We start from the raw sequence: 25,407 nt of genomic DNA on the forward strand, positions 1-25,407 counted from the left end.
CAGGCGAGCGTGCATTGGTTTTCACGGGGAGTCACCAAATGCTTTTCCAGCGCGTCAAGTCACTCGATCAGATTCTCGCCACCGCCGAGAAGAAAAGCCTCACACGTCAGCTCGGCCCCATCCAGCTCACCCTGCTCGGTATCGGCGCCATCATCGGCACCGGCATTTTCGTGCTGACCGCCGAAGCGGGCCAGAAAGCAGGTCCCGGCATGATGATCGCCTTCGTGATCGCCGCGGTGGTCTGCGCGCTTGCCGCGCTGGCCTACGCCGAACTGGCTTCGATGATACCGGTGGCCGGGTCCGCCTATACCTACACCTATGGTGTGATTGGCGAGAGCGTGGCTTGGGTGGTCGGCTGGGCACTCGTGCTGGAATACACGGTCGCCGCCAGTACGGTCTGCGTGGGCTGGTCAGGATACGTGAACGGGCTGCTTGCCCACAGCGGATTCGGGCTGCCGGAATTCCTGCGCACGGGCCCGATGGACGGCGGCACCTTCAACCTGCTCGCCTTCCTGATCGGAATTGCCGTCACTCTCCTGCTGGTTGTCGGCACCTCCAAGTCAGCCAAGGTCAATGCCTTCCTGGTGCTGATCAAAGTCGCGGCATTGACCGTGTTCATCTACGTGGCGCTGCCCGCCGTGAAGGATCCGAACTTCAAGCCCTTCGTGCCCAACGGCTGGGGCAGCCCGATGGGCGGCATTGGCGTGCTTGGCGCCGCCGCCTCGATCTTCTTCGCCTATGTCGGCTTCGACGCCGTATCGACGGCAGCGGAAGAGACCAAGAATCCGAACCGCAACATCCCGATCGGCCTGATCGGCTCACTCGGCGTTTGCACCATCTACTACCTGCTGGTGAGCTACGCGGCCGTCGGCTCGGTGGGTGCGCAACCGATGCTCGGCCCGGATGGCCTCGCACTGCAGCCAGGCACACCCGAAATGGCGGTGGCCTGCCATGCCTCGCAGGCACTGGTCTGCAGCAAGGAAGCACTGGCGCACGTCATGCGCCTGCTCAACCACAATCAGCTGGGCAACATGATCGGCTTCGCGGCGAGCATCGCGTTGCCGTCGGTCATCCTCACGATGACCTACGGACAGACCCGCATCTTCTTCACCATGGCCCGCGACGGCCTGCTGCCGAATTCGCTCGCGAAGATCCATCCACGCTTCCACACGCCATACGTGATCACGCTGATCACCGGCGTCTTCGTATCCCTGTTCGGCGCCATGTTCCCGGTGGGTGCGCTCGCTGACGTCACGAATTCGGGCACCCTGTTTGCCTTCATGATGGTGTCACTTGGCGTACTGATCCTTCGCATCAAGCAGCCTGACCGTCATCGTCCGTTCCGCACGCCGTTGCCCTGGGTGGTCTGCCCGCTTGCCGTGTTCGGTTGCCTGCTGCTGTTCTTCAACCTTTCGACCAAGACCATTGTCATCTTCTTCAGCTGGGCGGCGATTGGTCTGGTGATCTATTACCTCTATGGCTATCGCAAGAGCCATCTGGCCAACGGCACCGAGCCGGATTGATCCTGCGCCCCTCTATTCAGCCTGCAACATTGCCGGCACGGTGCCCACCGTGCCGGTGTTATATCCGGAACGCCCATGCTCAAGCAGCTACTCGCGCGCAAGACCGATTTCTCGAATGTCGATGAAGGTGACGGCCCAGGCCTGAAACGGACGCTGGGCCCGTGGGGTCTCACCGCGCTGGGCATCGGCGCCGTGATCGGCGGGGGCATCTTCGTGATCACCGGCCAGGCTGCTGCCGAGCATGCCGGCCCGGCGATCATCCTCTCGTTCGTGATCGCCGCCATCTGCTGCAGTTTCACGGCGCTTTGCTATGCCGAGTTCGCGACATTGATCCCGATGTCGGGCAGCTCGTATTCCTACGCGTACGCCACCCTGGGCGAGCTGGTGGCCTGGTTCATTGGCTGGAACATGGTGCTGGAATACGGTGTGTCAGCCTCCGCCGTCGCGGTGAGCTGGACCGGTTATTTCGTCAGCCTGCTGGATAACTGCGGCCTCCATTTGCCCGACGTGCTGACCAATGCGCCACTCGCCTATACGGACGGTCACCTCGTGACGACCGGTGCCCTGTTCAATATGCCAGCAGTTGCAATCGTGCTGGTCCTGACCTGGTTGTGTTACGTCGGCATCAAGGAATCCAGCGGCGCAAATCTCGCCATGGTGATCCTCAAGGTCGGCCTGATCGTGATCGTGATCGTCGCCGGCTGGCATTACGTGAACCCGAGTTACTGGCATCCCTTCATACCGGCCAACCAGAGTCCGGAAAAATACGGCTGGTCCGGCATCATGCGGGCGGCGACCCTGGTGTTCTTCGCCTATATCGGCTTCGAGGCCACCTCGACCGCCGCGCAGGAAGCGAAGAATCCGCAGCGCGATCTGCCGATCGCCACGCTGGCATCGCTGGCCATCTGTACTGTTTTGTACATCGGTGTCGCCGCGGTGATCACCGGACTGCTGCCGTTCGACCAGCTCGGCACCGCCGAGCCCGTCGTGACGGCAGTCAGGGCACATCCGGAACTCGGCTGGCTGCGCTGGGTGGTCGAAATCGGCGCGCTGATCGGATTGTCGTCGGTGATCCTGGTCATGATCATCGCGCAGCCTCGCATCTTCATGATCATGAGCCGCGACGGCATGCTGCCCAAGGTGTTCTCCAAAATCCACCCGCGCTATCGCACACCGCACATCAACACCGTGATCACCGGCATCGGCATCGCAGCACTCGCTGCGGTGTTCCCGCTCGACATACTCGGTGACCTCGTCTCGATGGGCACCTTGATCGCCTTCGTCGCGGTCTGTGCCGGCGTGCTGATCCTGCGTCACACGCAACCCGACCTGCCACGCACCTTCCGCGTGCCATGGGCGCCGGTCACCTGCGTACTCGGCGTGCTCAGCTGCCTTGGCTTGCTCTACTGGGAAAACTGGTACCAGTGGCTGATGCTCGGCATCTGGACGGTGATCGGCCTGGCGATCTACTTCGGCTATGGCCGCAAGCATAGTCAGCTGCGGAATCTGCCTCAGGCATGACTTGGCTGAAAAGTTGCCATTTGCGTTAATTGGCATCAAAAAGCTTCGAACATCCTTGATATTCGCAGAAGTGGCATTTGTGTCACCAAGGCACACTTCTAATGAAAATAATCAAGAATTTTTACTCAAGTCATTGTTTTTAATATATTTAACGAGATTTTTTCGATAGATCTTCGGTAGCTGATCGCCCATTCGCCAATCGCGGGAGTATCATCCTCAGTCCGCGGGTTGATCACTTGGCAGTGGGCCCCGGATCGCCGCCCGGCGCATCAGGTGAGTCAGCTCCTCAGCTTGATGCGTCGGGCAGCACTTTCTTCGGGCCAGCCGCCCCGCACTTCCCCCTCACCCGACTTTTCCAGTGCTTCGCCACAGGCGATGCACCCTCATCACGCGCATCAAAAGAAAAGGCCGGCGATATGCCGGCCTTCAAATGATCCGCATGCGCTACTGACGTAGTGCGATCAGGACTTCTTTGGCGTGTGTGACACGCACCAGCCTTTCGCATTCACCGACTTGCCCGGGAACAGCTGGCACGGCCCGCGACCGGTGGCGCCGCCGGAATAGAACTGGCAATTGGAGCAGCTGTCACCCGCCTTGTGTTTCGCGTCGGTGGACTTGCTGGCATCTTCCACGTAACCAAGCGCCTTGGCGGTCGGATCGGCCTCGGTCACCGGCGGCAGATCGGCAGCACGTGCGAAGCGCGGCAAGCCGCCGATGACCAAGGCAGCGACGGTGGTGCCGGCTGCGACCTTGAGGAATCGGCGACGCGATTCGTTATCTTGTTCGTTCGACATGGACAAGCCTCCGTCGGGATCTATCCGGCGCACCCTGCCCCGGATTACTGCTGGATGGTACGCCCGCCACCGCAATCTTTCATGACTTGCGAGAATGGCTCTCATTTAAACAAGGCAGCCGCCTCGCACATGTTATCATGGACCCTCATTTGGACGTCCAAACACCATGAGCCAAGACCTCCCCGCCACGATCGCCACAGATACGTTCGATGCCTGTGCAGACGCCATCGCGGATACGGCGCGCGAGCTGTCGGCGATGGGCTGGACACCGGCTACGAGCAGCAATTTCTCGATGCGGGTCGATGCAGAGCATGCGGCCATCACCATCTCCGGCCGACACAAGGGTCGGCTCGGTCGCAGCGACATCATGCTGATCGATCTGAATGGCAACGCCGTCGGTACCGACGCTCGACCCAGTGCCGAGACTGCCCTGCACACCCATATCTACCGGCGCTGGGCAGACATGTGCGCAGTGCTGCACACCCACTCGCACACTCAGAGCGTGGCATCCAGGCTGTTCGCCAGTGAGGGGATGATTCGCCTGCAAGGCTGGGAGCTGCAGAAGGCGATCACCGGCTACCACACGCATGAGAGCGTGCTGGAGATTCCGGTGTTCCCGAATACCCAGCACATGCCCGAACTGGTCACCCAGGTCGACGCCTGGCTGGATGCCGGCAAGCCCTTGCACGCCTATCTGATCGACGGCCACGGCATCTACACCTGGGGCCGCGACATGGCCGAGGCGCAACGCCATCTGGAAGCGCTGGAGTTCCTGCTCAGCTGCGAACTGGACCTGAAAAAACTGAGGGCATCATGAGCCGCCTGCGTATCTTCGACGAATCCCAGCCGCAATCGCCGCTGACGGAGCATCTTGAGCACGCCTCGATCGCCCATGAACTGGGCAAGGTCGGCGTCCGTTTCGAGGAATGGGAAGCGAGTCAACCGATCGCGCCCGGCGCAAGCCAGGACGAAGTGATCGCCGCGTACCGCGGCGATATCGATCGCTTGAAGGAAGAGAGGGGCTATCAGGCGGTCGATGTGATCAGCCTTGCGCCCGACCACCCTGACCGCGCCACGCTGCGGCAGAAATTCCTCAGCGAGCACACCCACAGCGAGGACGAAGTGCGTTTCTTCGTCGCCGGCTCCGGCCAGTTCACCTTGCACATCGCCGGCAAGGTCTACGACATCCTGTGCGAACAGGGTGACCTGATCGGCGTGCCGGACGGCACTCGCCACTGGTTCGACATGAGCGAGGCACCCTACTTCGTGGCAATCCGGCTGTTCACCAACAAGGAAGGCTGGGTAGCGCAATTCACCGGCGACGACATCGCACAGCGCTTTCCTCGGATGCAGCCGCGCCAGGCAATGACGGGCTGAGGGGCGCATGGCGGGCCGGGGAATGGCAGGCTGATTGCGACAACCGCGGCGACGCGCACATTCGCGACCCCAACCCGCGACGCAACCAGGCAGCCATTCGTTTATGCTGGTGATCCTTTTTCCACCAGTGCCGCCATGATCGAAATCCGCGCCATCGTCACCGACATCGAGGGCACTACCAGCTCGATCAGTTTCGTCCGCGACGTGCTGTTCCCCTATGCGCGCAAGCGGCTGCCGGCTTTCATCGAAACCCATGGCGACCAGCCCGAAGTGCAGCACTGGCTGCATGAGGCTGCCAGGGAGGCCGGGCTGGTCGAAGCCAGTCGCCAGGACATCATCGAACTGCTGCTGCAGTGGATCGACCAGGATCGCAAATCCACCGCATTGAAAGCGCTGCAGGGGATGATCTGGAAAGATGGCTACGCAACCGGCGACTATCGTGCCCACATGTACCCCGAAGTCGCTGCGCGGTTGCGCGACTGGCGCGCCGACGGACTGCGCCTGTACGTCTATTCTTCCGGCTCGGTGCCGGCACAGCAGCTGCTTTTCCGTTACAGCGAGGCCGGTGACCTGACCCCGCTGTTTGCCGGCTATTTCGATACCGAAACCGGCCCGAAACGCGAGACCGAATCCTACCGGCGTATCGCCGATGCCATCGGCGAACAGCCCGGGCACATCCTGTTCCTTTCCGACATCGTGGAAGAACTCGACGCGGCGCAGGCCGCCGGTTTCCACACCGGCTGGCTGATCCGCGAACCGCTGGCGTGGCCGGATACACGGCAGCATCCGGCCTACCGCGATTTCGACGCCATCACTCTCTGAACCGGCCGCAGATTCCGCCATGCGTACTGTCCTGACTGCCCTGCTTGCCTTCGCCGCTGGCGTGCTTCTGATGATATGGCTGCCCAACCATTCAACAGCGCCAACCGGTGCCAGCCTGCCAGCACCCTCCGCCTCGGCTCCGAGCAGCGCGGACAGCAGCGCAGCAGAAGCATCCTCGACTGACGCCACCAATGGAGATGACTGGCCTAACACCGCCCCGACTCCGGAGCAGGTGTTCTACGCGCAGCCGCAGATGGTTCACGAGGCTCTGTCAAAACTGACTCCACGTGTGGCTGGCAAGCCCAACCTGTACGTGGTGACTTTTGCCGGCGACGGCGGCGAAGACGTGTTCCGCAACGAAGCCGAGTACACCGCCCAATTGTTTGCAGGGCGCTTCGGTGCTACTGCGCATACCCTGGTACTCGAAAACAATCCGGGCACGCTGGCGACTCATCCCCTGGCCAGTTGGAGCAATCTTGAAAGCACGCTCGATGGCCTGACCAAGGTGATGCAGCCGGACCAGGACATCCTCATGCTATATGTCACCAGCCACGGCGACGAAGATCACAATCTGCTGGTCGACATGGACCCGCTGCCGCTCGACCAGATCGGCGCCCCTGATCTGGCCAGCATCCTGGCCAAGCACCCGTTCAAGTGGAAGGTGCTGGTGATCAACTCGTGCTACTCGGGAGGCTTCGTGCCGTCGCTGCACAATCCCGGCACGCTGATACTCACCGCCGCCCGCACCGACCGCAGTTCGTTCGGCTGCGGCAGCGACTCGGACGCCACCTATTTCGGCAAGGCGTGGCTTATCGATGCACTCAACCGCACACCGGATTTCATCGAAGCGTTCAAGCAGGCCAGTAGCGAGATCAGCCAGTGGGAGCAGAAGGACAAGCTCACTGCGTCGGAACCGCAGATCGATATCGGCAGCGGCATCGCGGATCAGCTCGCGCAGTGGCGCAAAGGCTTCACGCCGGGCCCCGCAGTGGCTTTCAAGCCAGCAGTGCCAGCGCAGGCCAGCACGACAGCGATAGCGCAGTAGTCCATCCGTACGTCTCTTAAGTACAGTCCTACTCAATGCCCCTTGCGCGCGCTGTGCCGCGTGGCCAGCAGCAGCGCAACATCCGTCAGTGATAGCCCGCGTGCACGCAACATCACGGTGAGATGGAAGATCAAGTCGGCTGACTCACCAAGTAGTTCGGCATCGTCCTGCACCACCGCGGCCAGCGCCGTCTCGACGCCTTCCTCACCGACCTTCTGCGCCATCCGGCGAATCCCGCCTTCGAACAGCTTGGTGGTGTAACTACCCCCAGGACGCTCGGCATGGCGCTGCGCGACCATTGCGTCGAGTTCGGCGAGGAAGCCAAGCGGTGGTTGCACGGCTTCGCCGAAGCAGCTGTACGTTCCAAGATGGCAGGTCGACCCATGCGGCTCGGCCTGCACCAGCAAGGTGTCGGCGTCGCAGTCGATGCGGATCGACTTCAATACCAGCACGTGGCCGGAGCTTTCGCCCTTGGTCCACAGGCGCTGCTTGCTGCGGCTGTAGAACGTGACCTTGCCGCTGGCCTGCGTCTGCGCCAGCGCTTCGGCATTCATGTAGCCAAGCATCAACACCTCGCCGCTCAGCCAGTGCTGCACGATCGCCGGCAGCAGGCCGTCGCCCTTGGCCCAATCGAGGCGGCTGAAGTCGGTATTGGAATCGCTCATCGCTGCTTGTCCTTGGATGCTCACAGGCGGACTGCCACGCGCTGCCCGTGCAGATAATGCTTGAGTGCGGGGATCGCGATTGCGCCGGAGTGGAATACGCTGGCGGCCAGTGCGCCGTCCACGTCGGCCTCGACGAAGGCGTCGCGGAAATGCCCTGGCGCACCGGCACCGCCGGAAGCGATCAGCGGCACCTGGCAGATCGCGCGCGCAATCGACAACTGTTCCAGGTCGTAGCCCTGGCGCACACCGTCGCTGCCCATGCAGTTGAGCACGATCTCGCCGGCACCACGCTGCTGCGCCTCGATCATCCAGTCCAGCGTCTTGCGTGCCAACGCCTGCGTCTTGGTGGGATCGCCGGTGTACTGGCGCACGCGCCATGCGCCATCCTCATCGCGCAGCGAATCGATGCCGACCACCACGCACTGCACACCGAACGCGGCGGCCAGTTCATCGATCAATGCAGGCCGCTCCAACGCCGGCGAGTTCACCGAAATCTTGTCGGCGCCGGCATGCAGCACCGTGCGCGCCTCGTCCGCCGAACGAATACCACCGGCGACGCAGAACGGGATGTCGATCACCCGTGCCACCCGTTCGACCCAGCTTCGATCCACGCTTCGCCCTTCCGGACTGGCGGTGATGTCGTAGAACACCAGCTCATCGGCACCCTCGTCGCGATAACGCAGCGCGAGGTCGACGATCTCGCCCATCACCACGTGATCGCGGAAACGCACGCCCTTGACCACCTTGCCCTCGCGCACGTCCAGGCAGGGAATGATGCGGCGGCTCAGCATCGTATCTCTCCCTTGCTCACCTGCGAGGTGCGCAGGAGCGATGCCGAAATCACGCTCCCTCCCCTGCTTGCAGGGGAGGGCTGGGGAGGGGTTGCTCTTGATCTCAAAGTCAAAAGCTCTGCACCCTCCTCCCAAAAGGGGGATTCCCTCCGGTCACAACCTCTCTCTGCAAACAGGGGGAGGAGCAGAGCTGGCAAGCACGCGTTGATACTCATGCAATCATGGCCTCCTGCACGGTGAAGCGCCCTTCCAGCAAGGCACGCCCGAGGATCACGCCCCGCGCACCGGCCTCGCGTGCCGCGCGAATATCATCCAGCGAACGCACGCCACCGGAGGCCTGCACGGCCAGTTGCGGCACGCGGTCGGCGAGATGGCGATACAGCTCCAGATTGAAACCGGCCAGCATGCCGTCGCGGTCGATGTCGGTGCACAGCAGATGGCATGCGCCACGCGCGGCGTACCACGGCGCGAGTTCGTCCAGCGTGCGCTCCTCGACTTCAGTCCAGCCGGCGCTGGGCAAGGCCCAGCGACTGTCGATGCGGCGTGTGTCGAGTGCGATGGTCAGCCGCTCGGCACCGTATTGGGCCAGCCAGCCGGCGACCAGATCGGGATCGCGGATCGCCACGCTGCCCAGTACCACGCGCTGCACACCGGCATCGAACAGACGCTGGAGATCGGCCTCTTCACGCACGCCACCACCAGCCTGAATCTGCATGCCGTCGGCAGCGATGGCCTGGATGACGGCCAGGTTGTCGAGGCTGCCGGAACGGGCACCGTCCAGATCGACCAGATGCAGCCAGCGTGCGCCGGCAGCAGCATAGCGCTGCGCCAGTTCGCGCGGGTCCACCGCATAAGTAGTTTGCTGCGCGTAGTCGCCCTGCTTCAAGCGCACCACCTGGCCGCCACGCAGATCGATCGCCGGAATTACTTCAAATGTCATAGCGCGAGAAAATTCTGCAGGAACTTCGCGCCGACGGCCGCGGAACGTTCGGGGTGAAATTGCATGCCGTGGAAGTTGTCGCGCGCGATCACCGCCGAGAACGCCTCGCCGTAGTCGCTGGTGGCAAGACTCCAGTCGCCCACCGGCACCGCATAGCTGTGCACGAAGTACGCCTGATCATCATCGCCCAGCCCGGCCAGCAGCGGATGCGGTTGTTTCGTGCGCAGTTGATTCCAGCCCATGTGAGGCACGCGCATGCCGGGAGCTTCGACGAAGCGGCGCACCGGCGCCGGTATCAGCCCGAGGCATGTGGTATCGCCCTCCTCCGAATGCGCGCACAGCAACTGCATGCCCAGGCATACGCCGAGCACCGGCTGGGTCAGCGAACGCATCAGTTCGACCAGCCCCAGCTCACGCAGTCGTGCCATGCCGGGACCAGCCGCACCGACGCCGGGCAGGATCACCTTGTCGGCGGCCCGAATCACTGCAGCATCCGCGGTCAGCGCGGCATCCACGCCCAGCCGCTGCAGCGCATAGCGCACCGAGCCGATATTGGTACCACCCGCATCGACGAGGACCACGCTCATTACAGTGTGCCCTTGGTGCTCGGCAGCTCACTGCCCTCGCGACGAATCGCCTGGCGCAACGTACGCGCGACCACTTTGAAACAGGCTTCGACCATGTGATGCGCGTTGTCGCCCTGCACGGCCAGATGCAGATTCGCGCCCAGCGTCTCGCACAGCGAGCGGAAGAAGTGCGGCACCAGTTCGGTCGGTACCTCACCTACGCGTTCGCGCGGGAAGCTGCCTTCGAACACGAAGTACGGGCGTCCGGACAGATCCAGGGCCGCGCTGGCCTGCGACTCATCCATGGGAAGAGTAAAACCGTAGCGACCGATGCCGCGCTTGTCGCCCAGCGCCTGCTTCAGCGCCTGACCCAGCGCCAACGCGCAGTCCTCGATGGTGTGGTGCTCGTCGATATGGGTGTCGCCATCGCAGTTCAGCTCCAGCGCGAAACCACCGTGCTTGCCGATCTGTTCCAGCATGTGGTCGAAGAAACCCAGCCCCGTATGCGCCTTCGGCTCGGCCACCTTGTCCAGATCCACGCTGACCGTGATGCGGGTTTCCTTGGTATTGCGCACCACTGTCGCCGTGCGCGGCGCATCCAGCAACTGGTGTGCCAGTTCATCCCAGCTCACGCCGAATGGGCCGACACGGAGGCCGCGCACGCCGATATTCGCGGCGAACTGCAGATCCGTTTCGCGATCGCCAACCATAGCCGAAGCAGCCCGGCTCCAGCCGTCGTCGGCAAGGTAATGGCGCAACATGCCGATGCCCGGCTTGCGGGTGTCCTTGCCCTCATGCGGGAAACTGCGGTCGATCAGCACTTCACGGAAACGCACACCCTGCGAGGCGAAGATGCGCATCAGCAGTTCATGCGGTCCGGTGAAGTGCGGCTCGGGGAAACTGTCGGTACCGAGGCCATCCTGGTTTGTCACCATCACCAGCTCGTAGCCGGCAGCGACAAAACGTTGCAGCGCTGCGATTACGCCGGGCAACAGGGCCAGCTTCTCGTAGCTGTCGATCTGCTGGTCGGCCGGCTCCTCGATCAGGCAACCGTCGCGGTCGACGAAAAGAATCTTGCGGCTCATGCGTAGTCACCCGATGCCGGTTTGCCGACAAAACCACGGCCGGCGATGGCCGCCATTTTCAACTCGCTCAGCACACGATCGTTTTCATCGGGCGTACCGATGGTGATGCGCAGCGCGTCGCCGAGATTCGGATAGCGGCGTACATCGCGCACCACGATGCCGGCGGCGAGCAGCTGTTGATATACCGCAGCCGCATCGTCGAAACGCACAGCCAGGAAATTGGCCTGCGACGGCAGCACCTCGCGCACACCGGGCAGTTGGCGCAACGCTTCCTGCATCCGCACCCGCTGATTGCGCACGATGGCGACGTGATTACGCGCATTCACCTGACCCCAGCCGGACAACGCGATCAGCGCAGCTTCCACGCACGGCAACGGCAGCGGATACGGCGGCATGATCCGCTTGAGCAGCGCGATCACCTCGGCATTCGCCAGCAAGGTTCCTATGCGCGCGCCAGCCAAGGCCCAAGCCTTCGACAAGGTGCGCAGTACGGCAAGATTGTCGTAGCGGTCGATCAGGTCGGCCACGCTGGCATCGCCAGCATCCGTGAATTCCACATAGGCTTCGTCCACCACCAACAAGGCGCGACCAGCCAGTGCTTGCGCGAGTTGTTCGACACTCGCACGCGGCACCAATTGGCCAGTGGGATTGTTCGGGGTGCAGATGAAGACCAGCTTCACCGCTGGCGTCACGGCAGCGAGTATCACGTCCACATCCAACGTGAAATCGGCCTTCAGCGCCACCTCGATCACGCCAGCATTCTGGATCCGTGCGCATACCGCGTACATGCCGAAGGTCGGCGGCTGAATCAGGATCGCGTCTTGGCCGGCGCGACAGAACGCACGCACCAGCAGGTCGATCGCCTCGTCGCTACCGCGACCCACCAGAAGCTGCTCGCGGCACACGCCGTAGAGCGCGGCCAGAGCGTCGACCAAAGCCGCTGGCTGCGGCTCGGGGTAGCGGTTGCAACCGAGGCCGTCGTCGCCTACCGGCGCCCATGCGGATTCATTCGCATTGAGGAACACCTGGCCGCCGCTGGCTTCCATGCGCGCCGAGGAATACGGCTGCATCGTGCGGATTTCCGGCCGTGCCAGATCGAGCACGCTCATGACTGTGCCTCCAGTGCTGCCAGCCGCAACGTCACAGCGCGACGGTGTGCCTCCAGCTGTTCAGCCGCTGCCAGCGTCGCCGTGCACGGGCCGATATTGCGCAAACCTTCTTCACTCACTTCCTGCACCGTAATCTGCTTCTGGTAGCTCGCCACTGATACGCCGCTGTAGCTGCGCGCATAACCGTAAGTCGGCAGCACATGATTGCTTCCGCTGCAATAGTCGCCCACCGATTCGGGCGTCCATTGACCGAGGAAGATCGAGCCGGCGCTGTCGATACCATCCAGCAAGGCGCGTGGCTCGGCCACCTGCAGGATCAGGTGTTCGGGCGCGTAGCGGTTGCTCACCGCGACCGCCTGGTTCAGCGACTCGACGGCGATCAAGCGACTCTGTACCAGCGCCCTCTGCGCGATATCTCCACGCGGCAGTTCGGCACACTGCCGATCGACCTCGATCGCCACTTTGTCCAGTAATGCCGCGGAAGGACTCAGCAGGATCACCTGCGAATCCGGCCCATGCTCGGCCTGTGACAGCAGATCGGCAGCGACGAAGGCCGGATTGGCCTCTGCATCGGCAATCACCAGCACCTCGGACGGACCCGCCGGCATGTCGATCGCCGCGCCGTCCGGATCGGCGGAAACTTGCAGCTTCGCCTCGGTAACCCAGGCGTTGCCGGGGCCGAACAACTTGTCGCACTTCGGTACGCTAGCCGTGCCATAAGCCATCGCCGCGATCGCCTGTGCACCGCCGAGCTTGAATACCTTGTGCACGCCGGTGACGCGCGCGGCATACAGCACCGCCTCGTCGCAGGATCCGTCGGCGCGTGCCGGCGAACACAGCACCACCTGACGGCAACCGGCGATCTGCGCCGGGATGCCGAGCATCAACGCGGTCGACGGCAGCGGCGCCGTGCCCGCCGGCACGTACAGGCCAACCCGGCTGATCGGACGCAGGATCCGTTCCACCCGTACACCAGGCGCGGTATCCACACCCACGGGCTGCGGCGCAGCGGCACGGTGGAACAGTTCGATGCGTGCGGCCGCTTCGTGGATCGCAGCTTTCAGGGCCGGATCGAGCGAGGCTTCGGCTGCAGCGAATTCGGCCTCGTCCACTTCGATCGCATCCAGCGTGCAACGGTCGTATTTCGCACTGAGTTCCCGCAATGCGGTATCACCACGTTCGCGCACGGCGGCGACGATCTGCTCGACACCGCGCCGCAGCTCATCGGCACGCGATTGTGCGGGGCGCGCCAATGCCTCGCCTCGCGCAGTCTCGTCCAATGCATTCCAGTCGATACGGTTCATGCGAGCCTGCTCATGCCAGCATCTTCTCCACCGGCAGCACGTACATCTCGCGCGCGCCGGCCTTCTTGATCTCTTCCAGCTGCCGCCAGCTCACCTCGCCAGCGCACAGCGCCTGCAACATCAGCTGATCCGGCTGACCGGCTACCGACAGCAAGGTTGGCTGTGGCCCACCCGGCAGCAGGCGGGTGACTGCCTCCAGCGTGTGGCGCGAGGTCTGCAGCAGCAGCAGACGTGACTCGCGCACCTGGATCACGCCATCCAGCCGCTTCAGCAGCAGCTCCAGCATGTCACCGCGCTCATCGACGGGCAGCGTCAACGGACCCGCCAGCACCGCCTCACTTTCCAGCAGTACCTCGGCCTCGCGCAGCTGGTTCGCGACCAGGGTGCCGCCGCTCTGCACCAGGTCGCAGATCGCGTCCGCAGTGCCCAGCTTCGGCGCAATCTCGACCGAGCCTGCCAGTATCACCACGCCGGCATTCACGGCATGCGTGCGCAGCCATTCGCCGAGCAGGCCGGGATACGAGGTGGCGATACGCCGGCCTTCCAGCTGCTGCGGCGCGTGATAATCCAGCTCCTGTGGCACCGCGATCGACAGCCGGCAACGACCGAAACCGAGCGGCCGCAGTTCGCTGAGTGGTGCGAGCTCGTGGCCGGCGGTGAGCTGGAATTCGCTGAGCACATTGCGTCCGACGATACCGAGGTCGCATACGCCCTGTGCGATCAACCCGGGGATGTCGTCGTCGCGCACGAGCAGCAGGTCGACCGGCTCGCCTTCGCCGAAACAGAACAGCTTGTCGCGACTCTGCCGGAAAGTGAGTCCGCAACGGGTGAGCAGTTCCAGCGCAGGCTCGGTGAGCCGGCCGGATTTCTGCATCGCAATACGCAAACGGTCACGCGTCTTCATGCCTTCGCCTTCTTCGCCGCCAGCGATTGCCGCCGCGCCGCACGTGCTGCCGCGGCCAGATAGCCGCCATTGCCCTGGTTGAGATAGCGCGCCACCCGCCCGATGGTGGTGATGCTGACCGCGGTGCGCTCGTGGATCTCCCGGTAGGCGATGCCTTCCAGCAGATACGGCACCACCCGCCAGCGATCCACCAGCACCTCCAGCTCGGCCGGCGTGCACAGGTCACCGAGGAAGGCGCCCATCTCGCTGGCGTTCTTCATCGACAGCAGCGCCTCGCACAGACTCAGCTTGGCTGACTCAACAGGGGTTTCAGGATCAAGCGATCGACGCTTCATAATGTACTAATGCATTAATACAGTGGATCGCATCATACACAGCATGCGGCAGCGCGGCAAACCCGCTAGCGGCGTGTGTCAACCGACATTCAGATTCCGGCGGTGAGAACAGCGGCTTTTCGCGTCGACTCGATGCGCGGTGCAAGACGTCGGCTACTTGCCCATCTGCGCCACAGCAACTTGCTTGACCTTGTCTGTGACTTTGAACTACCTTTATCAAATATGATAAAGGTATCGCACTCCTTGACTAAAAAGACTGCCGTTGATGTCTTGCTACACCCGATACGCCTGAGGATCGTGCGTGCGTTTGTAGGAGGAACGGAGCTCACTGCTCGCGACTTGGCGCAAAGGCTTGACGATGTCCCACAAGCGACGCTTTACCGACACGTGAAGCGATTGGCCGAAGCCGGCACTTTGATCGTCACTTCGGAAACACCCGTACGCGGTGCCCTTGAGCGCACTTACCGACTCGATCCCAACACCGGAAAGGTGGCTCCGGAAGACATCGGAACCATCGACCCAGAAACGCATCTGAAATATTTCTCGATCTTTCTCGCGTCGCTACTTGAGGACTTTGGCCGCTACATGCGTGCCGATGACGTCGACGTGGTGCGTGATGACGTCCACTACTTGCAGGTGACTTTTAACGCGGGATCGAAGGAATTCGCGGGTTTTATGAAAGAGCTAGAGGCACTCATTCAGCAGTTTGCAAAACGTGGCCCCACCAAGAATCAAGTGCAACGAACAGTATCCATCGTCACTCTCCCGGAACGGCCCATGAGGGCAAAGTAACGGCCGCGATCGCCAATTTTTGATTCCGGGAAAGGGGAAAAGCATACCCAGCCACTCTTACCGGCATTTGAACGGCGGTTTCGTAGCTGACCAGGCTCCAGTTGGTGGCGTGTAACACGAGATGCAAAGACGGATCCAAGGATCCGTACATTCAATGGTTAACCCTCCGGATAGGGATATATCTAATGCCGCAGCTTCTATATCTCGGTCTTTTCGTGGCGCTTTTCGGGTCACCACTTTTGTTGATGTTTTTCAGGTGGCTGCGTTTCGATCAATTTTCACCGGTTCCGCGCCTCACCCTTTGGGTGGCTGCTGTAGGTGTGCTCGTCATCGCTGCTGCAAACATTGAGGCTTGGCATGTGGATTTCGGCCTGGAACGGCTCACATGGCAAAGTCTGGGGCTGGCCATTCTTGCCGCTGCGATCCTGTTTGTTGTGCTCAGCGCCTATGTCTCCTTGCGAGGCAAATTTGCTGCCGCTTCGCCGAATCAGCTCGAACTGCAGAAAAGTCTTTTGCGCCTGCCGTTCGGCCATAGGTGCTTCGTGGTGATGACGGCGGCTGTTACTGAAGAGGTGCTGTATCGCGGCTACGCAATCGGTGTAGGTCAACATCTGCTCGGTAGCATCTGGTTGGCGTGCGTTCTCTCTGTCGTTGCGTTCACGCTTGGTCATTTGCGCTTGGGGCTTGCTCACCTCGTCCCGGTTTTTATGTGCGCACTTGTTATTACGCTCCTCTTTACGTTCACCCAAAATCTCTGGGTCTGCATCATCGTGCATGCAATTCTTGATGGCGCCGGGGTTCTTGTTATGCCAGTCCTCGCAAAACGCAGGCAAACGGCACAGAGCACTGGCTAACCCTCGATAAGCGGACCATCCTGACCGGCAGCTCCGGGGTGACAAGCGACCCTAGGTCGGGTGGTCAGTTGGTTGGCGATCCCAGTCGAGTTGAGTGGCGATCTTGGTCGACTGTGCTGGCAACAACACGCAGCGGATCGACAGGACGGGCCGCGCTGTTCGCTGCGTCCACAGACATCACTGCAATACAGGCGCGCATGATCAGGTGATCCATGCGACTGATCCATGCGGCCCGGACGAATCCATATCCCTGAAAACAAAAACCCCCGCCGTGGCGGGGGTCTTGTCTGCCCAGCGAGACTCAGCTCAGGCGGATTTCTTTTTCGGCGCAGCCTTCTTGGCGGCGGCCGGCTTGGTCACGGTCGGCTTGGCGCCAACGACGGCCGGCAGCGTGCCGTGCGCGCGGGTATTGCCATAGCTGCCGCGGTAGGTCTTGCCGCGACGAGTCTTGCGATCGCCCTTGCCCATGGGAACTCCTTGATTCGTTAGATGAATGATCGAGCATCATAGCAGGTTGGCCCGATGCACCATAGTCAGGGATGACCATGCCCCGTACAGTTCTGCGGCTGGTCCAGGCACTCGCCCGGGTCGATCTGCACGGTCACGTGCTGAATGCCGAAATTCTCCAGCAACATCCGCTTGATCGCCCGCAAGGCTTGCGCGCTGTCGGCAGGTTCTTGCAGCTCGGCATGCAGGGTCGCCATGCGCGAGCCCGAGGCCAGCTGCCATACATGCAGATGATGGACATTCCGGATCGATGGGTCGGCGCCACGTAGCGACACCTCCACCGCTGCGCTGTCCATGCCGTCAGGCACACCTTCCAGCAGAATGTGTGCAGACATCCGCAACAGCCGCCACGCACTGTTGAGGATCAAAAGCCCCACCAGCAACGACAACACAGGATCGGCCCACAGCCAGCCAAACCAGCGGATTGCCAGCGCGGCGAGAACTGCCGCCACCGAGCCGAGCAGGTCGCCCAGTACATGCAGGCTTGCCCCAGCCAGATTGACGTCGTCATGTGCATGCCCGTGCAACATGCGCAGCACCAGCACGTTCACCAGCAAGCCGATGATCGCCACCACAAACATCACGCCGGACAGGATTTCCCCGGGATGCAGCAACCGGGTAACTGCTTCGTAGATGATCCAGCCGACCAGCACGAACTGGCTCAGCGCATTGACGAAACCGATCAGCACTTCCATCCGGCCATAGCCGTAACTGCGTCGCGCATCGGCAGGCCGGGTCGCCATCCAGGCGCCGACAAACGCCAGCAGCAGCGCCAACGCATCGACCATCATGTGGCCGGCATCGGCAATCAGCGCCAGCGAACCGGACCATGCTCCGCCGACCACCTCGGCCACCATCATCAAGGTGGTCAGGACAAATGCGAACAGCAGCTTGCGGCTACGACCGTCGCCTGAATCCGCATGCTCGTGCACATGCGGGTGGTCATGGGAATGGGTATGGCTATGCGACATGCTCATCCGCGCATGCTAGAAACGGCAGCTGCCGTTACACAATCACGATGCATCGGCATGCGCGACTCAGTGCGCACACTGCGGCCCATGCACATGGGCATGGCCGTGGCGACGATCGTTGTGCAGATTGACGAAATGCGCTGAAGCCACCAACAGACCACCACACGTCACCAGCACGCTGTGCAGGATGATCGAGTAGTGCTCGGCGTAGGTGACGCCGAGCAGCAGCAGGGCGAGCCCCGGCACGGCCAACAGCAGCGGCAGCGAAACTTGATGCCGGCGATAGCCGCGGACCATGGCAAACAGGGCCAACGTGCAAGCGAACAAGACAAAGCCGCGCTCGAAACGATGATCGGCGAGGAATTCAAGACCAACAAAAGGCAACAACGCCAGCACGAATGGCAGCAGCGCACAGTGGATCGCGCACAGGAACGAGGCCGTCGCACCAACGCGATCGGCCACGCGCCACCAGCGGGATTTGCTCGCCTGTTCGGAGTCCATCGACCTATTCTGGCATCGCCAAGTGTGGCGATTTGTGAATTCCAGTGGTTGAAATGTTACTTTATAACACTTCAAAATGCCATACCCGCTAGCCCGCACTCCACGGGAGCCGCCCCGTGCGGGGCAACGCCATCTGTGCCGATCTCGCGCATGCGTTGCCACACGCCGGATCACACGCGCCATGCATACTCGAACGAACAGATTCAGGCCTTGCGGCAATTCTTGCAGGTGCCGTGCACTTCCAGCGTCTGCGCCTGCGGCCGGAAGCCAAGCGCCGCGGCCTGTGCCTCGATCAGCTCAGCCACCCGCTCATCGCAAACCTCCTCTGCACTGGAACAGGTATCGCAGATCAGGAACGGCACCTGATGCGCCTCGGCTGGATGGTGGCAGGAGACGAAGGCGTTGATCGATTCCAGCTTGTGGATGAAGCCGTTCTCCAGCAGGAAATCGAGTGCGCGATAGACCGTGGGCGGTGCCGCATTGCCATGCTTTTCGCGCAGCAGATCGAGCAGGTCGTAGGCTTTGATCGGCTTGTGCACGGCAGCGATCAGCTCCAGTACTTCCTTGCGCAAGGGCGTGAGCCGAAGGCCGCGCTCCTCGCTGGCATGCTCCACTGCGCGCACGAAACCCTTCGCATCGTGATGATGCGGGTGATGCGGGTGCGTGTGGTGGGCAGTGTCGTGGCTCAAGGGTTTCACCTCTGGATGAATCATACACTGGCACCACCACACAGCCTGGCGAAACTCACCGTCGCAACGGTGGCGGCTGCGCAGGCGGCTTGGGCCGGGGCTTGGCGAGGATCACGATCCAGCCGATCGGCCCCAGCACGAGCGCCCAGACGATGCCTTCCGCCGTTCGGCCGCGCCACCAGCCAAGCAGTGCGCCGACAGCGATGAACAGCAGGTTCCACCAGAACATGGCGGCCCACGGCAGCATATTCAACAGATTGACGAAGATCTGCCAGAACGCGCCGGGTGCGTCGGGATCGACGCCCTGGGAGGCTCTGGCGAGCAGTTCATCCATGTCGAAGCAGATTCGTCATCGACATGGCGACAGGATCAACCCTGCGCCAGGGCGATCGCAGCGTCGATGCGCTTGAGCGCCTCGCTGCGACCGGCCAGATAGATCGTGTATTCGATCGAGGGCGACACCTGGGTGCCGGTCATCGCCACGCGCAGCGGCTGGGCGATCTTGCCCATGCCCAACTCCAGCCTGGCGGCAACCTGCTCGATCACCTGATGGATCGGCTCGGGCTTCCACTCGCAATCGGCCAGCAACGACTTCGCCGCATTGAGCACGGCCACCGCACTGTCGTTCTTCAGATGCTTGCCGACCGCCTTGTCGTCCCATTCCGTGATCGGGCCGTACCAGATCTTCGCGCGCTCGGCCATTTCCTTCAGTGTGTGTACGCGATCGCGCAACGCCACGATCACGTCGACCGGCGCCGGGCCATGCGCGGTGTCGATGCCGGCCTGTGCCAGATGCCAGGTGAACTCCGCCACCAGTGTCTTCGGCTCGTCGGTCTTCAGATAGTGCTGGTTGAGCCAGGCCAGCTTCTCGGTATCGAAGCGTGAGGCAGCCTTGTTGACGTCACTGATGTCGAACAGCGCGATCATCTGCTCGCGCGAGAAGATCTCCTGATCGCCGTGCGACCAGCCCAGCCGCACCAGATAGTTCAGCAGCGCGTGCGGCACGAAACCGTCGGCACGGTAATCCATCACGCTGACCGCGCTGGTGCGCTTGGACAGCTTCTTGCCTTCCTTGTCGAGGATCATCGGCAGATGCGCGAACTCCGGCACCTTGGCACCCAGCGCGTGATAGATGTTGATCTGGCGCGGCGTGTTGTTGACGTGGTCGTCGCCGCGGATCACCTCGGTGATGCCCATGTCGATGTCGTCGACCACCACCGCGAAGTTGTAGGTCGGCCAGCCGTCGGAGCGGAAGATCACCAGGTCGTCCAGCTCGGTGTTCGCCCACTCGATCCGGCCCTTCACCTTGTCGTCGAACACCACCGAGCCTTCACTCGGATTGCGGAAGCGAATCACCCTATTGGGATCGTCGCGCAAGGGTTCATGGCGATCACGGTAGTAGCCGTTGTAACGGGGCTTCTCGCCCTTCGCCATCGCAGCCTCGCGCATCGCCTCGATCTCGTCCTTGCTCTCATAGGCGTAATACGCCTTGCCGGCAGCAACCAGCTCGTCGGCCACCTGCTTGTACCGCTCCAGCCGCTGAGTCTGGTAGAACGGACCTTCGTCGGCATCGAGATCGAGCCAGTGCATCGCGTCGATGATGGCTTTCACTGCCTCGTCGGTCGAACGCTCGCGGTCGGTATCCTCGATGCGCAGGATGAACTCGCCGCCGCGACGACGCGATTCCAGCCAGCAATAAAGCGCGGTACGGGCACCGCCGATATGCAGGAAACCGGTGGGGCTGGGGGCGAAGCGGGTGCGGACAGTCATGGGAACTCAAAGGATGCGAAGCGAAGTGATGGATTTTAGCCGATACCGGAGCACAAACCGTTGCCCGCGTAAGCATGCGCGACGAAGCGTGCCCATCACGGCACTCGCCATGCTCATGCTGGGCGTTACCCTGCCTGCACTGGCCGACAACCCGGGCTACGACCGCCCTGGCTATGGCTTCACTCCCGTGGTGCTCGGCGCCGGTGACATCACCGTCGAACAGGGATTGCCGGACTGGAGCCGTAATCGGCAGGATGACCTCACCAGTTCGCAATACAGCGCCGACAGCCTGCTGCGTATCGGCATCGGCGGTCCCCTGGAATTGCAGCTGGGCAGCTCGCCATGGAATTCACTGCAACAGAACGGCTCAATCCGCGATAACAGCCAAGGGCATGGCGACTCGATACTCGGACTGAAACTGGCACTGCCCTCCTCCAGCCAGGCCTTCAGCTGGGGCCTGCTGGGCAGCGTGGAATTCACCGACGGCGCGAAGGCATTCCGCAGCGCCCAGCGCCAATACCTGCTCGGCGCCCAGTTCAACCTGCAGGCAGACGAGCGCAACTCGCTGGGCCTGTATCTGCAGGATGCGCGCAGCGGTGGCGCGGACAGCACCACCGCTGCGGTCAGCGACAACTACGCAATAAGCAAGACACTGACGCTGTATGCCGAAACCGCATGGCTGCACGCGCCGGATCAAGGCAGCGGCACGGTGGCTGGTGCCGGCCTGGCATGGATGATCACGCCACGCGTGCAGTTCGACGCCGGCTTCGATCGGCGACTGGGCGGGGCAGCGCCCGAATGGCAGACCAATCTCGGTGTCTCGATCTACTTCGGGCACTGAGCGCAGCTGGCAAGCCGATGGCGCCTGAAGCTCACTTGACGTGAATGGTGATCTTCTTCGACACCAGCGGCGGATCGAACGGGATGTGGTTCTGGTCGCCAAGTTCCAGCTGCAACGTATGCGTGCCGGGTTTCAGCTTCAGCATGGTCTCGGTCTGGCCACCACCGAAGTGGAGATGGTTATCGTCCTTCGGAATCGGCAGACCAGCGGGCGGCAGCTCCTTTACGTCGACCAGCAGATGATGGTGGCCGGTTTGTTCCCTGGCGACACCTGCCGGCGCCACGCCCATGCCTTTGAGGCCGAAACGGACGGTGAACTCCTGACCGACAGTCGCGCCATCGCTGGGCGAGATGATGTAGACCGCGGCGTCGACGGGAGCCTTGGTGACCGGCAACGCCGGCGCATCGGCAGCCATCACCGTGCCGACCAGTCCACCCAGGGCAAGCGCAAGCAGGATGCATTTCATCGGTGATCTCCTCACTGGCAGAAAGACCCAGTGTAGGCGTGTCGACCTGGACAGGACACTCCTGGGTGGATGACGTCGTCACCGTGGCGTCATGCACCCGCCACACCGCCGAAACGCCGGCGGTCGATGCTATGCCAAGCCAGCACAGGTATTGTCATGCGCATCGGCATTGTCAGCGAAACGTATCCACCCGAAGTCAACGGTGTCGCACTGACCGTGCACAGTCTGGCCGCCGGGCTCGCCGCCCGCGGCCACCACGTGGATCTGATCCGTCCACGTCAGCCGAAACCCCACCCCGATGAACCCGGGATCCACGTACTCGATGTGCGCGGCAGCGCCCTGCCCCGTTACCCGGGACTGCGCTTTGGGCTGCCCGCCGGCCGCACACTGCGCCGGCACTGGCAGCAGCAGCGCCCGGATGCGATCTACGTCGCTACCGAAGGCCCGCTCGGCTGGTCGGCCGTACGCGCAGCAGCGCGACTGGGCATTCCGATCAGCAGCGGCTTTCATACCCGCTTCGACAGCTACGCCGACCACTATGGCCTGGGCCTGCTCACGCCGGTGGTGCGCGGCTACCTTCGCCGCTTTCACCGGCGCGCCGCCGCGACCCTGGTGCCCACTGACGCACTCGCACAGGAGCTGCACACCATGGGTATCTCCAACGCCCGCCTGCTGCGCCGGGCTGTAGACACGCAACTGTTCCACCCCAACCGGCGCGATGACAACCTGCGCGACGCCTGGGGCGCCGATGCCAGCACGCCGGTGGTGCTGTACGTGGGGCGTATCGCGCCGGAAAAGAATCTCGAGCTGGCCGTGCAGGCCTTTCGCGCCATCCAGCAACACATGCCACGCGCCCGTTATGTGTGGATCGGCGATGGCCCGGCACGCGCCGCGCTGGAAGCAGCCCATCCGGACTTCATCTTTGCCGGCGTGCAGCGTGGGGAAGCACTGGCACGACATGTCGCCAGCGCAGACCTGTTCCCGTTTCCCAGCCTCAGCGAAACCTTCGGCAATGTGATTCTCGAGGCATTGGCCGCCGGCCTGCCCGTGGTGGCCTATGCCGAAGGTGCAGCACGCGAACATCTGACTGACGGTGTCAACGGTTATTGCGTCGAGTCGGGCAACGCAGCGGCCTTCATCAACGCGGCAACCCGGCTGGCCAGCAATCCGGGCCTGATCCGGCACATGGGTCGCGCCGCGCATGCCGGCGTGGCCGGACTTTCACCGGATGCAGTGATCCGCGATTTCGAAACCCTCTTGCGCGAGATGGCCGAGGAGAACCTGCATGAACACATTGCCGCCGCTGCACACGCCTGAGTTGTCGCTCGGATCAACACGTTTTGCGCTGGATCGCCGCGTCTGCGTGGCAGCCAATCGCTGGGGCGCACGACGCGCCGTGGGCCTGTTCTTCGGTGCCATCAGCCGGCTCGGCGACGGCATGTTCTGGTATGCACTGATGGCCGTGCTGGCCGTGGTCGGTGGCCAGCGAGGACTCGCCGCCGCCGCGCACATGGCAGCCACCGGACTGACTGCGTTATTGCTGTATCGCCTGCTGAAACGCTGGACGCGCCGGCCGCGACCTTACCGCGTCTGCCCGGGCGTGATCGCCCATGTGCCAGCACTGGATGAATTCAGCTTTCCATCGGGGCATACCTTGCAGGCGGTGAGCTTCAGCATCGTCGCACTGGCCTGGTATCCGCACCTCGCACCGCTGCTGCTCGGTTTTACTGCGCTGGTTGCTGCTTCGCGCGTGATCCTTGGCCTGCACTATCCCAGCGACGTGCTCGCGGCAATCCTCATCGGCAGCGGGCTGGGCGCTTCGTCGCTGTGGCTGTTGTCGCTGGCAACGAAACTGGCCTGAACTTGCACCACCACTGAGCAGCATTTGCGCACGCTGTCACAAGCGCCTTTGTGGTCAGACAGATAGCGTACTTGTCCACAGGCTTTACCGGTCACGCTCCACAATCGCTGTGGATTACTGCGCATCGAACTGGCTGGCACTGCGCAAAATGTCAGCATGCCGTGCCAAGTGCCTGTCGACAAAAGGGCTGAGCAAGGTTGTCCACAGGCTTTCATGACGGGCATGCACAGTTGCTGTGGAAAACTGTGCCGCCGGATACGACGCTCCCCATGCGTCACTCGTCGTTGTTGCGTTACACGCCTGTGCAATTCCTGACCAGTGCGTAGCAAGTGCCTGATCGACAAGCGGCAGATGTGTTTTGTCCACAGGCTTTACCTGCAGGCTTCCACATTGGCTGTGGAAAACCCATGCACAGAAAACCGGGACGCGAAAACGACGATGCCGCCTGACGGCGGCATCGCTATGCACAACGGCACATCATCAGGCCGCGCGCGGCGCCTTCATCAGAATGCCGAGCAGGTCGGCCAGCTTGTCGCGCATCTCGCGGCGGTCGACGATCAGATCGATCGCCCCGTGCTCGACCAGGAACTCCGAACGCTGGAAGCCTTCCGGCAAGGTTTCGCGCACGGTCTGCTCGATCACACGCGGACCGGCAAAACCGATCAGCGCCTTCGGCTCGCCGATGTTGATGTCGCCGAGCATCGCCAGACTGGCCGACACGCCGCCGGTGGTCGGATTGGTCAGCACGCTGATGTACGGCACGCCGGCATCGCGCAGGCGCGCCAGCGCAGCCGAGGTCTTGGCCATCTGCATCAGCGAGAACAGTGCTTCCTGCATGCGCGCACCGCCGGTGGCAGAGAAGCACACCAGTGCGCTCTTGTCGGCCAGTGCGCGTTCGGCGGCACGCGCGAATTTCTCGCCGACCACCGAACCCATCGAACCGCCCATGTAGGCGAACTCGAACGCCACCGCCATCAGCGGACGACCCTTGAGCTTGCCGCTCATCGCCAGCAGCGCATCCTTCTCGCCGAGCTTTTTCTGCGTGGCGACGATGCGGTCGCGATACTTCTTGGAGTCGCGGAATTTCAGCGGATCGGTAGGCTCCAGGCTGGCCCACAGCTCCTGCGCGGAACCTTCATCGAGCAAGGTATCCAGTCGCATGCGCGCACTGATGTAGTGATGATGGCCGCATTTCGGGCACACCATCAGGTTGCGTTCGAGTTCCGGCCGGTACAGCACGGTGCCGCAACCGCCGCACTTCTCCCACACGCCTTCGGGTACCGAACCCTTGCCGCCGTTCGTACCCTGCGGGCGGGTGCGCGGGTTCATGATTTTCTGCAGCCAATTCATCGCATCACCCTACCATTCTTGAGC

Annotated in this window: 30 protein-coding genes; 11 read left to right on the forward strand and 19 right to left on the reverse strand. The window is 62.6% G+C overall.

From position 1 onward, the window contains the following. Positions 1-38 precede the first annotated feature (38 nt). Positions 39-1,523 (forward strand): amino acid permease, encoded by a 1,485-nt coding sequence (locus tag B0E51_RS05705; RefSeq protein WP_077443872.1) that lies wholly within the window; start codon positions 39-41, stop codon positions 1,521-1,523. A gap of 75 nt (positions 1,524-1,598) precedes the next feature. After that, positions 1,599-3,044: an amino acid permease gene (locus tag B0E51_RS05710; protein ID WP_077443873.1), complete on the forward strand. Its 1,446-nt coding sequence runs from the start codon at positions 1,599-1,601 to the stop codon at positions 3,042-3,044. A gap of 461 nt (positions 3,045-3,505) precedes the next feature. Here the strand turns inward: B0E51_RS05710 and B0E51_RS05715 are convergent, their stop codons facing one another. Further along, positions 3,506-3,838 (reverse strand): high-potential iron-sulfur protein, encoded by a 333-nt coding sequence (locus B0E51_RS05715; RefSeq protein WP_077443874.1) that lies wholly within the window; start codon positions 3,836-3,838, stop codon positions 3,506-3,508. 166 nt (positions 3,839-4,004) lie between these two features. On the opposite strand from B0E51_RS05715, the gene B0E51_RS05720 reads away from it, so the two are divergent. The 4 genes from B0E51_RS05720 (at position 4,005) to B0E51_RS05735 (ending at position 7,082) form a co-directional block, all read left to right on the forward strand. Then, entirely contained in the window at positions 4,005-4,655 is a 651-nt protein-coding gene (locus B0E51_RS05720) for a methylthioribulose 1-phosphate dehydratase (protein ID WP_077443875.1), read from the forward strand. Next, positions 4,652-5,215, forward strand: a complete 564-nt coding sequence (locus tag B0E51_RS05725; protein ID WP_077443876.1) for an acireductone dioxygenase — start codon at positions 4,652-4,654, stop codon at positions 5,213-5,215. The genes B0E51_RS05720 and B0E51_RS05725 overlap by 4 nt, the downstream gene beginning before the upstream one ends. A 135-nt stretch (positions 5,216-5,350) precedes the next feature. Continuing rightward, on the forward strand, positions 5,351-6,037 hold the full coding sequence (gene mtnC, locus B0E51_RS05730) for an acireductone synthase (protein WP_077443877.1): 687 nt from the start codon (positions 5,351-5,353) through the stop codon (positions 6,035-6,037). A 19-nt stretch (positions 6,038-6,056) separates the two neighbouring features. After that, positions 6,057-7,082, forward strand: a complete 1,026-nt coding sequence (locus tag B0E51_RS05735; RefSeq protein ID WP_077443878.1) for a C13 family peptidase — start codon at positions 6,057-6,059, stop codon at positions 7,080-7,082. Positions 7,083-7,114: 32 nt separating this feature from the next. On the opposite strand, the gene hisIE is transcribed toward B0E51_RS05735, so the two are convergent. From hisIE to B0E51_RS05780, 9 genes are all read right to left on the reverse strand, one after another. After that, a complete protein-coding gene (hisIE, locus tag B0E51_RS05740) occupies positions 7,115-7,747 on the reverse strand; it encodes a bifunctional phosphoribosyl-AMP cyclohydrolase/phosphoribosyl-ATP diphosphatase HisIE (RefSeq protein WP_077443879.1) in 633 nt (210 codons plus the stop codon). Between the two features lie 20 nt (positions 7,748-7,767). After that, positions 7,768-8,538 (reverse strand): imidazole glycerol phosphate synthase subunit HisF, encoded by a 771-nt coding sequence (gene hisF, locus B0E51_RS05745; protein WP_077443880.1) that lies wholly within the window; start codon positions 8,536-8,538, stop codon positions 7,768-7,770. A 211-nt stretch (positions 8,539-8,749) separates the two neighbouring features. Beyond that, positions 8,750-9,478, reverse strand: a complete 729-nt coding sequence (gene hisA, locus B0E51_RS05750) for a 1-(5-phosphoribosyl)-5-[(5-phosphoribosylamino)methylideneamino]imidazole-4-carboxamide isomerase (protein ID WP_077443881.1) — start codon at positions 9,476-9,478, stop codon at positions 8,750-8,752. Next, positions 9,475-10,065, reverse strand: a complete 591-nt coding sequence (gene hisH / locus B0E51_RS05755) for an imidazole glycerol phosphate synthase subunit HisH (RefSeq protein ID WP_077443882.1) — start codon at positions 10,063-10,065, stop codon at positions 9,475-9,477. The genes hisA and hisH overlap by 4 nt, the downstream gene beginning before the upstream one ends. Further along, entirely contained in the window at positions 10,065-11,129 is a 1,065-nt protein-coding gene (hisB, locus tag B0E51_RS05760; RefSeq protein WP_077443883.1) for a bifunctional histidinol-phosphatase/imidazoleglycerol-phosphate dehydratase HisB, read from the reverse strand. The genes hisH and hisB overlap by 1 nt, the downstream gene beginning before the upstream one ends. Next, the gene (gene hisC / locus B0E51_RS05765) at positions 11,126-12,238 is read right to left on the reverse strand and encodes a histidinol-phosphate transaminase (protein WP_077443884.1); all 1,113 of its coding nucleotides are present in this window, start codon (positions 12,236-12,238) and stop codon (positions 11,126-11,128) included. The genes hisB and hisC overlap by 4 nt, the downstream gene beginning before the upstream one ends. Further along, positions 12,235-13,542 carry a histidinol dehydrogenase gene (hisD, locus tag B0E51_RS05770; RefSeq protein WP_077443885.1) on the reverse strand — a complete coding sequence of 436 codons (1,308 nt, stop codon included), beginning with the start codon at positions 13,540-13,542 and terminating at the stop codon, positions 12,235-12,237. The genes hisC and hisD overlap by 4 nt, the downstream gene beginning before the upstream one ends. A gap of 10 nt (positions 13,543-13,552) precedes the next feature. Further along, positions 13,553-14,446, reverse strand: a complete 894-nt coding sequence (hisG, locus tag B0E51_RS05775) for an ATP phosphoribosyltransferase (protein WP_077443886.1) — start codon at positions 14,444-14,446, stop codon at positions 13,553-13,555. Then, on the reverse strand, positions 14,443-14,781 hold the full coding sequence (locus tag B0E51_RS05780; protein ID WP_077443887.1) for a YerC/YecD family TrpR-related protein: 339 nt from the start codon (positions 14,779-14,781) through the stop codon (positions 14,443-14,445). Before B0E51_RS05780 ends, hisG begins: the two co-directional genes overlap by 4 nt. 243 nt (positions 14,782-15,024) lie before the next feature. Here B0E51_RS05780 and B0E51_RS05785 point away from each other — a divergent pair, with 243 nt between their 5' ends. Next, positions 15,025-15,573: a helix-turn-helix domain-containing protein gene (locus B0E51_RS05785; RefSeq protein WP_168172579.1), complete on the forward strand. Its 549-nt coding sequence runs from the start codon at positions 15,025-15,027 to the stop codon at positions 15,571-15,573. A 185-nt stretch (positions 15,574-15,758) separates the two neighbouring features. Then, positions 15,759-16,427, forward strand: a complete 669-nt coding sequence (locus B0E51_RS05790) for a type II CAAX endopeptidase family protein (protein WP_077443889.1) — start codon at positions 15,759-15,761, stop codon at positions 16,425-16,427. Positions 16,428-16,491: 64 nt separating this feature from the next. Here the strand turns inward: B0E51_RS05790 and B0E51_RS19465 are convergent, their stop codons facing one another. From B0E51_RS19465 to gltX, 7 genes are all read right to left on the reverse strand, one after another. Then, on the reverse strand, positions 16,492-16,641 hold the full coding sequence (locus tag B0E51_RS19465) for a hypothetical protein (RefSeq protein ID WP_168172580.1): 150 nt from the start codon (positions 16,639-16,641) through the stop codon (positions 16,492-16,494). A 92-nt stretch (positions 16,642-16,733) separates the two neighbouring features. Further along, positions 16,734-16,895 carry a 30S ribosomal protein THX gene (locus B0E51_RS05795; protein WP_077443890.1) on the reverse strand — a complete coding sequence of 54 codons (162 nt, stop codon included), beginning with the start codon at positions 16,893-16,895 and terminating at the stop codon, positions 16,734-16,736. A gap of 65 nt (positions 16,896-16,960) precedes the next feature. Further along, positions 16,961-17,911: a cation diffusion facilitator family transporter gene (locus B0E51_RS05800; protein WP_077443891.1), complete on the reverse strand. Its 951-nt coding sequence runs from the start codon at positions 17,909-17,911 to the stop codon at positions 16,961-16,963. A gap of 60 nt (positions 17,912-17,971) precedes the next feature. Next, positions 17,972-18,406, reverse strand: a complete 435-nt coding sequence (locus tag B0E51_RS05805) for a MerC domain-containing protein (RefSeq protein ID WP_077443892.1) — start codon at positions 18,404-18,406, stop codon at positions 17,972-17,974. Between the two features lie 203 nt (positions 18,407-18,609). Then, the gene (locus B0E51_RS05810) at positions 18,610-19,119 is read right to left on the reverse strand and encodes a transcriptional repressor (protein ID WP_077443893.1); all 510 of its coding nucleotides are present in this window, start codon (positions 19,117-19,119) and stop codon (positions 18,610-18,612) included. A 31-nt stretch (positions 19,120-19,150) separates the two neighbouring features. Then, entirely contained in the window at positions 19,151-19,429 is a 279-nt protein-coding gene (locus B0E51_RS05815) for a hypothetical protein (protein WP_077443894.1), read from the reverse strand. 35 nt (positions 19,430-19,464) lie between these two features. Then, the gene (gene gltX / locus B0E51_RS05820) at positions 19,465-20,865 is read right to left on the reverse strand and encodes a glutamate--tRNA ligase (RefSeq protein WP_077443895.1); all 1,401 of its coding nucleotides are present in this window, start codon (positions 20,863-20,865) and stop codon (positions 19,465-19,467) included. A gap of 109 nt (positions 20,866-20,974) precedes the next feature. On the opposite strand from gltX, the gene B0E51_RS05825 reads away from it, so the two are divergent. Then, positions 20,975-21,706: a transporter gene (locus tag B0E51_RS05825; RefSeq protein WP_254424420.1), complete on the forward strand. Its 732-nt coding sequence runs from the start codon at positions 20,975-20,977 to the stop codon at positions 21,704-21,706. A 31-nt stretch (positions 21,707-21,737) separates the two neighbouring features. On the opposite strand, the gene B0E51_RS05830 is transcribed toward B0E51_RS05825, so the two are convergent. Beyond that, positions 21,738-22,172 carry a DUF4399 domain-containing protein gene (locus B0E51_RS05830; RefSeq protein ID WP_077443896.1) on the reverse strand — a complete coding sequence of 145 codons (435 nt, stop codon included), beginning with the start codon at positions 22,170-22,172 and terminating at the stop codon, positions 21,738-21,740. Between the two features lie 156 nt (positions 22,173-22,328). Here B0E51_RS05830 and B0E51_RS05835 point away from each other — a divergent pair, with 156 nt between their 5' ends. Together B0E51_RS05835 and B0E51_RS05840 are read left to right on the forward strand one after the other, a co-directional pair. Next, positions 22,329-23,489, forward strand: a complete 1,161-nt coding sequence (locus B0E51_RS05835) for a glycosyltransferase family 1 protein (RefSeq protein ID WP_077443897.1) — start codon at positions 22,329-22,331, stop codon at positions 23,487-23,489. Next, on the forward strand, positions 23,458-24,033 hold the full coding sequence (locus B0E51_RS05840; RefSeq protein ID WP_077443898.1) for a phosphatase PAP2 family protein: 576 nt from the start codon (positions 23,458-23,460) through the stop codon (positions 24,031-24,033). Before B0E51_RS05835 ends, B0E51_RS05840 begins: the two co-directional genes overlap by 32 nt. Positions 24,034-24,513: 480 nt before the next feature. On the opposite strand, the gene accD is transcribed toward B0E51_RS05840, so the two are convergent. Beyond that, on the reverse strand, positions 24,514-25,383 hold the full coding sequence (gene accD / locus B0E51_RS05845; protein WP_077443899.1) for an acetyl-CoA carboxylase, carboxyltransferase subunit beta: 870 nt from the start codon (positions 25,381-25,383) through the stop codon (positions 24,514-24,516). Between the last annotated feature and the right edge of the window lie 24 nt (positions 25,384-25,407).

Source organism: Rhodanobacter sp. C05 (assembly GCF_002001165.1).
Taxonomy (GTDB): domain Bacteria; phylum Pseudomonadota; class Gammaproteobacteria; order Xanthomonadales; family Rhodanobacteraceae; genus Rhodanobacter.